General features: G+C 34.4%; 16 protein-coding genes and 2 pseudogenes. 13 read left to right on the top strand and 5 right to left on the bottom strand.

Annotation, left to right across the window (positions count from 1 at the left end):
* Positions 1-155 precede the first annotated feature (155 nt).
* The 4 genes and pseudogenes from ACQKNR_RS02790 to ACQKNR_RS02775 all read left to right on the top strand — a co-directional run bounded on the left by ACQKNR_RS02790 (position 156) and on the right by ACQKNR_RS02775 (position 2332).
* Positions 156-488, top strand: a complete 333-nt coding sequence (locus ACQKNR_RS02790; RefSeq protein WP_193410153.1) for a PadR family transcriptional regulator — start codon at positions 156-158, stop codon at positions 486-488.
* The gene (locus tag ACQKNR_RS02785) at positions 488-1243 is read left to right on the top strand and encodes a DUF1129 domain-containing protein (RefSeq protein WP_427315177.1); all 756 of its coding nucleotides are present in this window, start codon (positions 488-490) and stop codon (positions 1241-1243) included. The genes ACQKNR_RS02790 and ACQKNR_RS02785 overlap by 1 nt, the downstream gene beginning before the upstream one ends.
* 13 nt (positions 1244-1256) lie before the next feature.
* Positions 1257-2018 carry a DUF1129 domain-containing protein gene (locus tag ACQKNR_RS02780; protein ID WP_427315175.1) on the top strand — a complete coding sequence of 254 codons (762 nt, stop codon included), beginning with the start codon at positions 1257-1259 and terminating at the stop codon, positions 2016-2018.
* A gap of 51 nt (positions 2019-2069) precedes the next feature.
* Positions 2070-2332 (top strand): annotated as a pseudogene (locus ACQKNR_RS02775) (DNA-binding protein).
* Between the two features lie 51 nt (positions 2333-2383).
* Here ACQKNR_RS02775 and ACQKNR_RS02770 read toward each other — a convergent pair.
* The gene (locus ACQKNR_RS02770) at positions 2384-2992 is read right to left on the bottom strand and encodes an ImmA/IrrE family metallo-endopeptidase (RefSeq protein ID WP_427315173.1); all 609 of its coding nucleotides are present in this window, start codon (positions 2990-2992) and stop codon (positions 2384-2386) included.
* Positions 2993-3169: 177 nt separating this feature from the next.
* Between ACQKNR_RS02770 and ACQKNR_RS02765 the strand changes: the two genes are divergently transcribed.
* The 3 genes from ACQKNR_RS02765 to ACQKNR_RS02755 all read left to right on the top strand — a co-directional run bounded on the left by ACQKNR_RS02765 (position 3170) and on the right by ACQKNR_RS02755 (position 5487).
* Positions 3170-3463, top strand: a complete 294-nt coding sequence (locus ACQKNR_RS02765; RefSeq protein ID WP_000288334.1) for a DUF3928 family protein — start codon at positions 3170-3172, stop codon at positions 3461-3463.
* A gap of 259 nt (positions 3464-3722) precedes the next feature.
* The gene (locus ACQKNR_RS02760) at positions 3723-4172 is read left to right on the top strand and encodes an NUDIX hydrolase (protein WP_427315171.1); all 450 of its coding nucleotides are present in this window, start codon (positions 3723-3725) and stop codon (positions 4170-4172) included.
* A gap of 139 nt (positions 4173-4311) precedes the next feature.
* Positions 4312-5487, top strand: a complete 1176-nt coding sequence (locus tag ACQKNR_RS02755) for an acetyl-CoA C-acetyltransferase (RefSeq protein WP_427315170.1) — start codon at positions 4312-4314, stop codon at positions 5485-5487.
* A gap of 30 nt (positions 5488-5517) precedes the next feature.
* On the opposite strand, the gene ACQKNR_RS02750 is transcribed toward ACQKNR_RS02755, so the two are convergent.
* Together ACQKNR_RS02750 and ACQKNR_RS02745 are read right to left on the bottom strand one after the other, a co-directional pair.
* Positions 5518-6243, bottom strand: a complete 726-nt coding sequence (locus ACQKNR_RS02750) for an AAA family ATPase (protein WP_427315169.1) — start codon at positions 6241-6243, stop codon at positions 5518-5520.
* A 122-nt stretch (positions 6244-6365) separates the two neighbouring features.
* The gene (locus ACQKNR_RS02745) at positions 6366-6605 is read right to left on the bottom strand and encodes a hypothetical protein (RefSeq protein WP_427315817.1); all 240 of its coding nucleotides are present in this window, start codon (positions 6603-6605) and stop codon (positions 6366-6368) included.
* Positions 6606-6752: 147 nt separating this feature from the next.
* Here ACQKNR_RS02745 and ACQKNR_RS02740 point away from each other — a divergent pair.
* A pseudogene (locus ACQKNR_RS02740) lies at positions 6753-7480 on the top strand (DUF4184 family protein).
* 36 nt (positions 7481-7516) lie between these two features.
* Complete coding sequence (locus tag ACQKNR_RS02735; RefSeq protein ID WP_427315168.1) at positions 7517-8281, top strand: hypothetical protein; 765 nt, start codon at positions 7517-7519, stop codon at positions 8279-8281.
* 45 nt (positions 8282-8326) lie between these two features.
* Here the strand turns inward: ACQKNR_RS02735 and ACQKNR_RS02730 are convergent, their stop codons facing one another.
* A complete protein-coding gene (locus tag ACQKNR_RS02730) occupies positions 8327-8758 on the bottom strand; it encodes a DUF3997 domain-containing protein (RefSeq protein WP_427315167.1) in 432 nt (143 codons plus the stop codon).
* A 131-nt stretch (positions 8759-8889) separates the two neighbouring features.
* Between ACQKNR_RS02730 and ACQKNR_RS02725 the strand changes: the two genes are divergently transcribed.
* From ACQKNR_RS02725 to ACQKNR_RS02715, 3 genes are all read left to right on the top strand, one after another.
* The gene (locus ACQKNR_RS02725; protein WP_427315165.1) at positions 8890-9345 is read left to right on the top strand and encodes an RDD family protein; all 456 of its coding nucleotides are present in this window, start codon (positions 8890-8892) and stop codon (positions 9343-9345) included.
* Positions 9346-9529: 184 nt separating this feature from the next.
* Entirely contained in the window at positions 9530-9619 is a 90-nt protein-coding gene (locus ACQKNR_RS02720) for a hypothetical protein (protein WP_000145637.1), read from the top strand.
* Between the two features lie 71 nt (positions 9620-9690).
* Positions 9691-10200 carry an SDR family NAD(P)-dependent oxidoreductase gene (locus ACQKNR_RS02715; RefSeq protein ID WP_000218410.1) on the top strand — a complete coding sequence of 170 codons (510 nt, stop codon included), beginning with the start codon at positions 9691-9693 and terminating at the stop codon, positions 10198-10200.
* A gap of 67 nt (positions 10201-10267) precedes the next feature.
* Here ACQKNR_RS02715 and ACQKNR_RS02710 read toward each other — a convergent pair whose 3' ends face one another.
* Positions 10268-11368, bottom strand: a complete 1101-nt coding sequence (locus ACQKNR_RS02710; protein ID WP_427315162.1) for an ABC transporter ATP-binding protein — start codon at positions 11366-11368, stop codon at positions 10268-10270.
* A 265-nt stretch (positions 11369-11633) separates the two neighbouring features.
* Between ACQKNR_RS02710 and ACQKNR_RS02705 the strand changes: the two genes are divergently transcribed.
* Positions 11634-13310 carry a glycoside hydrolase family 13 protein gene (locus ACQKNR_RS02705; RefSeq protein ID WP_427315160.1) on the top strand — a complete coding sequence of 559 codons (1677 nt, stop codon included), beginning with the start codon at positions 11634-11636 and terminating at the stop codon, positions 13308-13310.
* Positions 13311-13320: the final 10 nt, after the last annotated feature.

Raw genomic sequence — 13320 nt, 5'->3', positions numbered from 1 at the left:
CTATTTAGAGGGGAAACTATGAAATTCCTGCAAACATTTGGAAAAACATTGATGACTATCTTGTTTTGCAAAATAGTCTCTGTTATACTATTTTGTAAAGCAAGATACTTACGCTTATCTATCTTGTAAAACAAGATAGTGGGAGGATTTGAATTATGTCGACAAGTCAAATGCTAAAAGGAATTTTAGAAGGATGCTTACTTGCTATTATTTCTGAAGGTGAAATATACGGTTATGAAATGAGTGAAAAACTAGCAAAGTATGGTTTTACAATGGCGAGTGAGGGAAGTATTTATCCATTATTAATACGAATGCAAAAAGAAGGGCTAATAACAAGTGTAATGAAGGAATCTCCATCTGGTCCAAAAAGGAAGTATTACACGTTAACAGAGAAGGGAGAAGATGCACTAGATGAATTTATGGATCGTTGGGAAGTGATGCAAAGTAGTGTAGAACGTCTACTTGAAGGGAAGGGAAGAAGAAAATAATGCTATCAAGTGAAGCGCGAAAGTTTTTGTTAGATATGAGATTGTTTTTGACCGCAAAGGGTGTGAAAGAAAGCGACATTGAAAGTTTCTTAGAAGATGCAGAATTGCATTTAATAGAAGGTGAGAGTGATGGGAAAAGTGTAGAAGATATTTTCGGAAGCTCACCGAAAGAATATGCAAATGAACTTGTAAAAGTGATGGAAAGGGATAGACAGGAAACGTGGAAGCAAATCGGTTTTACAGTAATGAATATCGTTTCGTTTTGGATTATTGCTTCTATTTTAATGGTGCATAATGGAATTTTACAGATTTCTCTTATTCAGTGCATTGGCTATAGTTTTACACTGGTTTTAGCTCTTACTGGCCCTAATTTTCTGCTTCGTAAAATGACCTTTGTAACAAGCTTTACAAAACCGTGGTTTTTAGTCATGATAGCGCCAATGTTTTTATTAGGAGCTGTTACGATATTAGATGTGATATATCCTACAACGATGTTTATGTTGACTCTAGTCCAAAGTTATATATTAGTTGGAGGAATTTTTATCATCACAGTAGCTATAAATATGTATTTTGAAGGATGGTTTAAAAACTTATATTTAATTATTCCTCTTTCTATTATGTTAGTGTTTAAAACCTTTACATCGGAAGATCTCGTACCAATGTTATTTCAAATTATATGTTTATACGGAAGTTTATTTATTTTAATCTTCCTTGAAATTATGATGAAGATAAATAGAAGAGAAACGGTTAAATAAGGGAGGGGTTATAATGGAGATTTCTAAAGAAGGAGAAAAGTTTTTAATCGATACGAAAGTATATTTAATAACAAAAGGGATTAAAGAAGAAGATGTGGATGCTTTTCTAGAAGATGCAGAATTGCATTTAATAGAAGGTGAGAAAAAGGGGAAGACGATAAGTGATATATTTGGTGATTCACCGAAAGAGTATGCAGAAGAGTTGGCTAAAGAGATGGAGAAGGATAAAAGCGGGAGTATAAAAAGTATTTTAGGAATGATTATTGGTATTGGTGGATATTGGTTACTGACAAAAATTTTATTTGAAAGTCCAAATCATGAATTTACATTAACAAATGTACAATTGATCGGCTATCCAATTGTTTTAATGATTACTATTGTAGGAATTATTTTTGCCTTTAAAATATCATCGTTTAAGAGCAAAGTAAAAGAATTTAGCATTATTTATGTAGCAGCTTTGCTGCCCATTTTATTACTAGTATTATTAATGTTTATGAATAAATGGTATGGGACACCTGTGTTACAACTTTCTGCTATGCAAAGTTACATACTAGCTGGAATTATCTTATTAGTACTGTTAATTGGTGAAGCATATATACTTGGTTGGATAGGAATATTAGCTGTCATTATACCGCTGTTCATTATGTTTGTATTTAAAGAATTAGGAAAGCAAAATCCATTTTGGGGAATGCTAGAGTCTTTACTTCTGTATGGAAGTTTATATGTATTAATGAGATGGTCTTTAAAAAATGAAGAGCGAAAAAGTGTAAACTAGTTTTTTGCTAATAGTGGGCGAACGGAGTTTTTTATTGAGAGGAGAACAAATATGCAAAGTATATTTCTAGATATATTATCTATTATGTTTTTAGGTTTAACGATTTTTGGGCTATATACTACCTTTTTGAAAAAAGTACATGATGACTATTTTAATACTTTATTAGGTGATACGTCTGGCTGTATTTTTTTAAATTAATAGGAAAAGGGCTGCTCTGGATATACAAAAAATTATTTCCAAAGAAATACTATATTTTGATTTTTAGAGGGATTACGTTTAGTTGTATATTTTTATCCTTTGCAGCCTGTATTTAGTTTGTTGATTGGAATAGGTCGTTTTAAACAGTAACATGACAGTGACTGTTTTTATCTTTTTAATAAAGAGCTTTGTAAAGAAAGAGCTTTTTGTTCTTCTGTTAATAATGAGTGAATATGAACGTTTTCTGGACGAGGGACTATCGGATACATAAGATTTGTTGGAGAAGGGTGGTGCTCCGAGCCAGTTGGTGAATGAGGATCTGCATGAGTAAGTTTTCCATACACACGTCTTGTAAATAAAATATGACCAATTTCGTGAGCGAGCGTATATATATTTTTCACAGGAGCAGCCGAATTTGTTAAAACGATATAACCTGTAAGTTGCTGTTGTCTTGCTAAAGAGTAAGCGCAGGCGATCACTGCTGTTTCTTTGAAATAATCACTACCAATATAACAAATATAAAGGTCACATTCAGGTGCTTCGTTAACACATGTTTGAAAAAAGGATGCTAATTTTTCCTGACTTTGAATAGAATTTTTATAACTAATTTCGCGGTCAGAAAAACGGAAAAGCTCATTTAATACAATGACTTCTTTAATTTGAAATGTAATGGGGTGCCAAATTGATTCTGCAACTGCTAAATCTTTTGCGATACGGTCGTCAGAAATATTAGCGCCTGGAGTAATGCAAATACATATATTGACGTATGGATCCATAAGGAACACCTCAAATGAAAAAATTCTTCCTATAATATATGTGGGGAAAAGGGCCTATGTATGGATAAACACCTTGTTTATTTCACGAATATATAGACTACAAGTCGAAAAAATTTCATAGTTCTATAACGTAGTGTAGCCATCTTTTTGATATAGTAAAGGAAAGGGGGAGAATATATGTATACATTAAAAATCGTTTCAGACAGAGAAGCTCTTTATCAATTTGCAAGTTATGTAAGAGTTGTGCAAGGGGTTGAAGATGTATATGTAGAGGTGGGAGAACCTTTATATGAACATCCATTAATGAAGTTTTATGTACATATTACGCTTAAAGAAACATATGAGCAGCATAAAGCGTTACAAGAAATAGCAAGATTAGTAGAATTGGGGCGTTTTACATACGTCCATTATCGTAATGATGAAATTGAAGAAGCTTTTGAAGCTGTAAAATACGAAAGTTTTAAGAAATAAAGTGAAACTTTAATCAGTGGGGGATTCTTCATCCCCACTGATTATTAGTTGAACCAATCGGGCTTTTACGGGCAGTTGATCCCACACCTAACTTCTTTGTTTTCGCTGAATTTTGAGGTAGGGGTCTTACTGCCCGCAAATAGCGGGATAAAGGTGAAAAAAGGAAGCGAAAGCCTCCTTTTTTTCTTGAAAATTACATCAACAAAAAGAGAAGAATTTTGTTATGATAAGGGAGGGTGAGGAAAGGAGAGTTTACATATTGGGGTATATTGAAGAGTTACGCAAAGTCGTTGGTACAAGACCACTTATTCTAGTAGGATCAGCAATCATTATATTAAATGAAAAGCAAGAAGTATTGCTTCAATATCGTTCAGATACATATGATTGGGGTGTACCTGGCGGGGCGATGGAACTAGGAGAAACGACAGAAGAAACTGCTCGTAGAGAATTATTCGAAGAGACGGGGCTACATGCAAAAATAATGCAATTTCTTGGTGTCTTATCAGGAAAGGAAGTATATTTCCGTTATCCTAATGGAGATGAAATTTTTAATGTCATTCATCTGTATCAGGGGCATCATATGAGCGGAGAATTAAAGCTCGATCATGAAGGGTTGAAGCTTCAATATTTTCCAGTAGATAAGTTACCAAAATTGAATGAAACGACAGAGAAAATTTTGCAGAAGTTTTTATATGCATTGACAGAATAGAAGGTTAATTCCTTCTATTTTTATTATATTAAATATTTTGATTTTTTAGTATGTTTATAGTATGATAATTGTAGACATACATCTTATGGAATTTCACCTAAAAACTGACTAGGGTACATAAGAGAGGGGCAAGTACAAAATGCATAATGTTGTTATTACAGCTGCAGTTCGTTCGCCAATTGGAACTTTTGGAGGAGCGCTAAAAAATGTAACACCAGTGGAATTAGCTGTTCCTGTACTTCAGGAAGCTGTAAAACGAGGCGGAGTGGAACCACATGAAGTTGATGAAGTGATTTTAGGTCATTGTATTCAAAGAACTGATGAAGCAAATACTGCAAGAACAGCTGCATTAGCGGCAGGATTTCCTGACACAGTTACTGGTTATACGATTCAACGTCAATGTTCTTCGGGTATGCAAGCAATTATGTCAGCTGCAATGCAAATTCAATTAGGTGTAAGCGATATTGTCGTTGCAGGTGGAGTAGAAGCAATGAGTTCAAGCCCTTATGCATTAAAACAACACCGCTGGGGACAACGTCTACAGCACGGAGAAATTCGTGATACGGTGTGGGAAATCTTAGAAGATCCGTTGCACCATATTATGATGGGAGAGACAGCGGAAAATTTAGTTGAACAATATGAAATTACAAGAGAGGAACAAGATGAAATTGCACTTCGTAGTCATACATTGGCGCTAAAGGCAATTGAGTCTGGATACTTTGACGATCAAATTGTTCCTATTACAATAAAAGAACGTAGAAAAGAAGTTGTATTTTCGAAGGATGAACATCCACGTGCAGATATTACAGCTGAAAAATTAGCTGGATTAAAGCCCGCATTCCGTAAGGATGGATCCGTAACTGCAGGGAATGCATCTGGCCTGAATGATGGAAGCGCGGTTCTAGTATTAATGAGCGAAGAAAAAGCGAAAGAAAAAGGCTTACAACCATTAGCGAGAATTGTTGGATATTCAGTAGCTGGGGTAGATCCGAAAATTATGGGGATTGGACCAGCACCAGCAATTCGAAAAGGACTAGAAAAAGTAGATTGGTCATTAGAGGATGCTGATTTACTTGAAATTAATGAAGCTTTCGCGGCTCAATATTTAGCTGTAGAGAAAGAATTAGGTTTAGATCGTGAAAAAGTGAATGTAAACGGTAGTGGCGTAGGACTAGGGCATCCAATTGGTTGTACAGGAGCTCGTATTACGGTAAGTTTAATTCACGAATTAAAAAGACGTGGGTTAGAAAAAGGAATTGCCTCTTTATGCGTCGGTGGCGGTATCGGGGTTGCCTTATTTATAGAAGCACTATAAAAAAGAAGCAGCGGTTGGCTGCTTCTTTTTTTACGATTCAAATAGATGATGGAATAGCCGGTCGCGATTTTCAAAGAAAAGTTTTGTCGTTTGGTAATGCTCCGTTTCTTCCAATGTAGATTCGTGAATCCCTTCTTGCGTTAAAGAGTATATTGTACACTCTGGATAAGACATTAAAATAGGAGAATGCGTGGCAATAACAAATTGTGAACCTTGTTCCGCAAGCTCATGCATACGGACTAACATAGAAAGTTGTCTCATCGGGGATAAAGCCGCCTCAGGCTCATCTAAAATGTATAAACCTTGTCCTGAAAAACGGTTCATGAATAATGAGAAGAATGATTCACCATGTGATTGTTCGTGTAGTGAAACACCACCATAAGATTGTATAGCATCTATTTCATCAATATAAGAAGCGACGTTATAAAATGATTCAGCGCGAAGAAAGAAACCGTCTTTTGGTGTGTTAAAACTTTTTGAAATTCGAATATATTCATGCAAAGAGGAATGTGAATCATACGTGTTAAAACGGAAATTCTTCGTTCCTCCTTCTGCATTAAAACCTAAAGCAACTGCAATTCCTTCGAGTAATGTTGATTTACCTGTCCCATTTTCTCCAATAATGAATGTTACATTTGGGTGGAAAGCAAGTGATTGTAAAGTTCGAATAGCTGGTAAACAGTAAGGGTATGCGGAAAAACTAGGGATATTTTCTTTTTTTAATGTGACACTTTTTAAAAAGGGTACTTCAAGCAATATATAAACCTCAATTCATAAAGGATTTTGATTCTAAAAAAGCACCAAATACAAGTGTGAGACAACTTGCTAATAAAGTGAAACTTTAATCAGTTGGGGTTTTGTTCATCCCCCACTGATTATCAGCCCACACCAATTGGGCGTTTACGGGCAGCCCGACTCCCGTCTAACTTCTTCGCTCCAGCCGAATTTTGAGGTGGGGGTCTTACTGCCTGCAAATAGCGGGATAAAATTGTATATTGAAGTGCGCCAAAACCGAGGTCTTCCCAGCCGAAAGTCATTCTCTTCCATATAAGAAATCCGGTGTAAGTACTTAAAAACAAGATAAACAGAATAAGAAAAAAGATAAGTGTTAATGACACGCGAATCCTCCTTATTTTCTGAATATTTCATGTGGATTATAACACGTAAACTATCATATTCCAATGTGAAAATAAATATTGCATCAAGATCAATTCTCTCGTTATGATAGATGGTATTCTATTGAAAATATGAAAAGGAGTTAAAACATACCGTTTACATTCGCACATCCAGCAGCAGTTCTTCCTTTTGCGAAAAAGTATTCTAAATATATTTTCAGTAAAGGCTTTTCTATTAGGTAGTATGGCGCCTGACTTTGAATATTTTTTATACTTTAGACCGTATGGTGTGATTGGGCATACATGGCTTGGGTTCTTATATCTAAATCTGCCTCTTGTCTTGCTGTTAGCGTACGGGTACCATTACATTTTTAAAAAGCCTTTTCTACCGCATTTGCCTAAACCGTTTGCTGGCTACTGTGCATATGCAGTAAATGAGAGGTGGGGGCTTTTTTCATGGAAGGACCTTTTTGTATTTTGCTATTCTGCATTATTAGGTATGTTAACACATGTCGTTTGGGATGCATTTACTATAAGACAGGCTATTTTGTTATGAAAATACCACTGTTGCAACGAGAATTACATAGTATTCCGGTTTATAAATGTATGCAACACGGGAGTACATGTGTTGGTTTATTATTACTACTATACGTACTATGGAAGTATAGTAATGAAACGGGGGAAAATATTATTGTAGCTCGGAAAAAAGGAAGTACTGGGCTTCAGCAATCATTGTGGCAGCCTTTATATGTATCGCTCACGCGTTCGTAGATCCCTATTTTCATATTTTCCAAATAGGAGGTATAATAGTATCTGGACTGACAAGTTCGTTTTGTGGACTTTTCATTGTTTCTATAGTTTACAAAGCGAGGGACTAATTTATATTTATGAATGATAGTGTTAGGAGAAATTAAATGATGAAAGCATGGAAAAGTATTTTTGTTTTATGTAGTTTTCTTCTTATGTTAAGTGGTTGCTTCCATCAAGAAGAAAAGAAAGCTGAACCGAAAAAGAAAGAATCTATTCCTGAAACAAAAGAATATGGTGGGCGTGAGCTGACAAAAGTAGGACAAAAAGTGAAAGAAACAGGATGGGGTACTTTCAAGTTAGAGCAGATGCAATCTGTGAATCAAACATTTGAAGTAGCACCAATGAAAATTCATGTGCAAGATGTTAAAGTGATCTCTTTATCACAGATGAGTGAAGATGCAAAAAATACATTAAAAGTATATACGGCATTAACTCCTGAAGAAGTAAAGCGTAGATTAGGAGATAAAGTAAGTCAAGAAGATGCAGAATTATATGCCTCGCTAAGTGGAACAGAGATTAGTGATACGATTCGTTACGTTGAGATTACATATAAAGTGGAAAATAGCGGAAATAAAAACATGCAATTTTTCTCAATGAATGATGTTACGGTTAATGATAAGCAACATTTTAAAGTAGCGACTCAAAATTTTTTATATGATGAAGATACGCTCGTTGGTACAAAAAATGTATCAAGAGAAGACTATAAGCCTGGTGAAACAAGAGATGGAATTATTGGTTTAATACTTGATGATGGAAAAGAAAAGATAAAGGATATCAAATTTACAACGGATGATTTAATGGTAGGAGACTCAGAAACACAAGAAGTTGTTAAAGAATCACAAACTTTTAATATCTCACTTTCTGAGTAAGCTGTTTTTAAAATAGTATAAGCAAAAACAGTCAGCGTTCAAAAATTATGCTGACTGTTTTTTTATTTCTTTTATGTATGAATCTACATTTTGAAAAGGTACCTTAATTTTAAACGCATCTTTTTGTTCATTAAATTGCTTTTCATTGTAGGGACCAAAACGTTTATTGTGCTTTACGTCAATAATCCAATAATGTTCACTTTTTTTACTTGCAATTGCTGCGTCAGGGTTATTCGGATCTGACTTTTCCTCTATTTGTTTTGCAATAATGTATTTATCATCCCAAGCAATGTCTGTAATTTTGGCAGGGATGTATTGTGTGGCATATACAGCATCCTGCGTGGGGAAAAGTTCAAATGCATTTCCAGAAGCACGTATGAGTTCGTATTCATCGTTAATCGTATAAGATACATGGTTTGTATTTCCTGTACAAGCAGTTAATAGGAAGGCGACGAATAGGATTATCCATTTTTTCAATATGGGAACCTCCTTTACAATGCTGTTGTAACACATTGTACAAGAAAAGTAAGAGAAACGCTAGTTTACAATGTTTTTTAGAAGTGGTACGATGAAACGGGTAAAGAAGGATATGAAGGAGTCGACATAAAATGAAGTTAAAGATGCATCGTCCAGCGCTTGTAATGAATCGCATAGGTGCTTCCCTAATTGACATGTTTTTAATCTCGGTTATGTATGGTGCAGTAGTAGCTATTATGACCGGAAACTATAGTGCTATTTTGAATCGTTTTAATATAAGTTTTGGTGACTATAGATATGATCTCACAGTAGCTTTCATATTAATGGCGCTATATTTTATTGTGTTACCCTTTATTTGGAACGGTGCTACACTTGGAAAAAAGGTAACGAGAACAAAATTAATTTCATTGACGAATGAAAAACTAACGTTACAAACATTAATTTTACGATTTTTTGTATTGTTATTACCGAACATATTGCTACTTGGAATTCCGTTAATATGTAACGTATATATGATGTTGTTCCGCAAAGATAATTGTGGTTTTCATGATTTAATTGCAAAGACAAAAGTGATGAGTCTTGTATAATAAAAGAAAGACCTTTTTATTCATATAATAAAAAGGTCTTTTCTATTTCACAAATAAATTTTGAAGGTAATACAAATAAGAAAAGGTTAGGCCATATCATTTTTAATTTTAAATAGATTGAAAATTAAGAAAGTGATATAATAAATAAAAAATTATATCTTTATATAACAAGGGGGAAGTTGAAATGACAGGAGGTAGCATAATTTTTTGGGGGATTCTCATTTTTATTGGTCTCGTTTTCGATCAGCGTAATAGTAAGAAAAAAGAAGGTTAAAAAGTAAACGTTTACAAATGAATTAGAAAATTTTCTTGCTTGCAGACTAATCTCATAAAGGAGTATACTGAATGACGGTAAGACTTATAGAAGGGGTAATGAAAATGAAGCTTGCAGGAAAAGTTGCCATTGTAACTGGCGGTGGCATCGGTATTGGACGTAATACAGCTCTTTTGTTGGCTAAACAAGGCGCAAAAGTCATTGTGACGGACATTGATCAAGAAAGTGGACAAGCAACAGTGGAGGAAATTATGAATCTAGGCGGAGAGGCACTTTTTGTATCCTATGATATGGGAAAGCAAGGAGATTGGCAACGCGTTATCAGTATTACTTTGAATGCATTCAGTCGCATTGATATGCTCTTTCAAAATGCTGGTTTATATAAAATAGATTCTATTTTTTCTCGCCAACAAGAGAACGATTCCAATGTACTTTGTATTAATGACGTTTGGATAGAGATAAAACAATTAACGTCATCTTTTATGAAACAGCAAGAAGAAGTGGTGCTTAGTGACTTACCAATATTCGGTATTATTAGCACGAAAGGACAATCATTTCATACAGTAGAAGCCCTAGTATAATAATGAAAACCGCCCTCAGTATATATGTGGACGGTTTTTTTGTATGTTATATAGAAGAAATATATTTTTAGCGAATACGTTGTTCAGTTTGACTGTCAAAGAAATGTGCTTTATTCATATCAAATGCCATTTTAATTTCGTCACCAGGTGAAAACGTATGTCTTGCATCCACGCGTGCTGCAAAATCTTGATTGCCAAGTTTCATATATAAAATAGATTCAGCACCTAATAACTCAGCAACTTCAATTTTTGATGTGAAAGTAGTAGATTGTGAAGCTTCTAGAAATAGTAGTTCATCATGAATATCTTCAGGACGAATGCCTAAAACAATTTCTTTATTCACATAGCACTGCTCTCGTAATAATTTCATTTTCCCTTCAGATACTTTTATTTTGAATGAATTATCTATAACGAAATCGGTTTCAGTTAATTTACCACGGAAGAAATTCATTGCTGGCGAGCCGATAAATCCACCAACGAAAATGTTTTCTGGTGTTTCATATACTTCTTTTGGAGTTCCGATTTGCTGGATCTTTCCGTCTTTCATAACGACAAGACGTGAAGCCATTGTCATTGCCTCTGTTTGATCGTGTGTCACATAAATTGTTGTAGTTCCAAGGCGATGGTGTAATTTTGAAATTTCGGATCTCATTGCAACACGTAGTTTTGCATCCAAGTTTGATAAAGGTTCATCCATTAAGAAAACTTTCGCGTCTCGCACGATTGCTCTACCTAACGCAACACGTTGGCGTTGTCCACCTGATAATGCTTTCGGTTTTCTATCTAAATATTGTTCAAGCCCTAAAATTTTTGCTGCATCTTTCACACGACGATCGATTTCATCTTTTGGTATCTTTCGAAGTTTTAATCCAAATGCCATATTATCATATACACTCATATGTGGATAAAGAGCATAGTTTTGGAAGACCATTGCGATATCTCGATCTTTTGGAGGGACATCGTTCATTAACTTCCCATCTATTGAGAACTCTCCTTTTGAAATATCTTCAAGGCCAGCTACCATTCGTAAAGTTGTAGATTTTCCGCAACCAGAAGGACCAACAAATACGATAAACTCTTTATCTTGAATGTGTAAATTAAAATCTGTTACAGCTGTTACGTTATTATCATATATTTTATAAATGTTTTCTAATTTTAGCTCTGCCATGATATTTCCCCCTAGAAATTTATGCAAACGTTTTCTTTGAGTTCATTATAAACGAATAGATTCAAAAAATAAATAAAAACACTAGAAAAAATAAAACGTTTTCATTTTTTCTATGAATAAATGTGGATTTTTAAATGTTTTCTTAGAAAATAGAAAATAAATATTGAAAGCGCTATTTTAAATTGAGATAGAATCTGTTATCATTCATTGGTGAAAACGTTTGCGCCTTGAGAAAGATGAATGATAGATGAAATGAGGGAGCATAATGGAAAAACAATGGTGGAAAGAAAGTGTAGTATATCAAATATATCCTCGTAGTTTTATGGATAGTAACGGTGATGGTATCGGAGATCTTCGTGGTATTCTTTCAAAACTAGATTATTTAAAAGAATTAGGGATTGATGTAATTTGGTTATCACCAGTTTATGAATCTCCAAATGATGATAATGGTTATGATATAAGTGACTATTGTAAAATTATGAATGAGTTCGGAACAATGGAAGATTGGGATGAACTATTACATGAAATGCATGAACGAAATATGAAACTTATGATGGACTTAGTTGTTAATCATACTTCTGATGAACATAATTGGTTTATGGAATCACGAAAATCGAAAGAAAATAAGTATAGAGATTACTATATATGGCGTCCTGGAAAAGAAGGAAAAGAGCCGAATAACTGGGGAGCAGCTTTTAGTGGATCTGCATGGCAATATGATGAAATGACAGATGAGTATTATTTACATCTGTTTTCTAAAAAACAACCAGATTTAAACTGGGATAATGAAAAGGTAAGGCAAGATGTTTATGAAATGATGAAGTTTTGGTTGGAAAAAGGCATTGATGGATTCCGCATGGATGTTATTAATTTTATTTCTAAAGAAGAAGGTTTACCAACTGTTGAAACGGATGAAGAGGGATATGTTTCAGGTCATAAGCATTTTATGAACGGCCCGAAAATTCATAACTATTTACATGAAATGAACGAAGAAGTATTGTCTCACTATGATGTTATGACAGTTGGAGAAATGCCGGGTGTAACAACGGAAGAAGCCAAATTATATACAGGGGAAGACCGTAAGGAACTACAAATGGTATTCCAATTTGAACATATGGATTTAGATTCTGGAGAAGGCGGGAAATGGGATGTAATACCATGTTCACTCCTTACTTTAAAACAAAATTTAACAAAATGGCAAAAAGCATTAGAGCATACAGGATGGAATAGCCTTTATTGGAATAACCATGATCAGCCTCGCGTTGTATCACGTTTTGGTAATGATGGAATATATCGTAATGAATCAGCAAAAATGTTAGCGACAGTTCTTCATATGATGAAGGGAACGCCATATATTTATCAAGGAGAAGAAATCGGAATGACGAACGTTCGATTTGAATCAATTGATGAATATCGAGATATTGAAACGTTAAATATGTACAATGAAAAAGTGGTAGACTGTGGTGAAGATAAAGAAAAAGTAATGGAATCTATTTATATAAAAGGCCGAGATAACGCTAGAACTCCAATGCAGTGGGATGATAAGAAGCATGCTGGATTTACAACAGGTGAGCCATGGATTGCGGTAAACCCTAATTACAAAGAGGTTAATGTGGAGCATGCAATCCAAGATGAAAACTCCATTTTTTATTACTATAAAAAATTAATTGAGTTACGTAAAAATAATGAGATTATTGTATATGGATCATATGATTTAATACTAGAAAATAATCCTTCTATTTTTGCTTATGTAAGAACATATGAGGACGAAAAACTTCTTGTTATTGCAAACTTTACTGCGGAGGAAAGTGTATTTGAATTGCCTGAGGATATTAGTTATAGTGAATCAGAGTTATTCATACACAATTACGACGTGGGAAGCGGATCGATAGATAATATTACATTACGTCCGTATGAAGCAATGGCATTTAAATTGAAATAAGAAAAAGCCT

The sequence above is a fragment of the Bacillus sp. NPDC094077 genome (genome assembly GCF_050279465.1).
Taxonomy (GTDB): domain Bacteria; phylum Bacillota; class Bacilli; order Bacillales; family Bacillaceae_G; genus Bacillus_A.
Note: the sequence above shows the minus strand (reverse complement) of the source record. Positions and strands in the feature narration are given on the sequence as shown.

Bases quoted from the DNA above. Each gene is read 5' to 3' on its own strand.
- ACQKNR_RS02790 (WP_193410153.1), top strand. From the start codon at position 156: ATGTCGACAAGTCAAATGCTAAAAGGAATTTTAGAAGGATGCTTACTT.
- ACQKNR_RS02770 (WP_427315173.1), bottom strand. From the start codon at position 2,992: ATGGATCCATACGTCAATATATGTATTTGCATTACTCCAGGCGCTAAT.
- ACQKNR_RS02735 (WP_427315168.1), top strand. From the start codon at position 7,517: ATGATGAAAGCATGGAAAAGTATTTTTGTTTTATGTAGTTTTCTTCTT.
- ACQKNR_RS02710 (WP_427315162.1), bottom strand. From the start codon at position 11,368: ATGGCAGAGCTAAAATTAGAAAACATTTATAAAATATATGATAATAAC.
- ACQKNR_RS02785 (WP_427315177.1), top strand. From the start codon at position 488: ATGCTATCAAGTGAAGCGCGAAAGTTTTTGTTAGATATGAGATTGTTT.
- ACQKNR_RS02705 (WP_427315160.1), top strand. From the start codon at position 11,634: ATGGAAAAACAATGGTGGAAAGAAAGTGTAGTATATCAAATATATCCT.
- ACQKNR_RS02755 (WP_427315170.1), top strand. From the start codon at position 4,312: ATGCATAATGTTGTTATTACAGCTGCAGTTCGTTCGCCAATTGGAACT.
- ACQKNR_RS02765 (WP_000288334.1), top strand. From the start codon at position 3,170: ATGTATACATTAAAAATCGTTTCAGACAGAGAAGCTCTTTATCAATTT.
- ACQKNR_RS02725 (WP_427315165.1), top strand. From the start codon at position 8,890: ATGAAGTTAAAGATGCATCGTCCAGCGCTTGTAATGAATCGCATAGGT.
- ACQKNR_RS02715 (WP_000218410.1), top strand. From the start codon at position 9,691: ATGACGGTAAGACTTATAGAAGGGGTAATGAAAATGAAGCTTGCAGGA.
- ACQKNR_RS02720 (WP_000145637.1), top strand. From the start codon at position 9,530: ATGACAGGAGGTAGCATAATTTTTTGGGGGATTCTCATTTTTATTGGT.
- ACQKNR_RS02780 (WP_427315175.1), top strand. From the start codon at position 1,257: ATGGAGATTTCTAAAGAAGGAGAAAAGTTTTTAATCGATACGAAAGTA.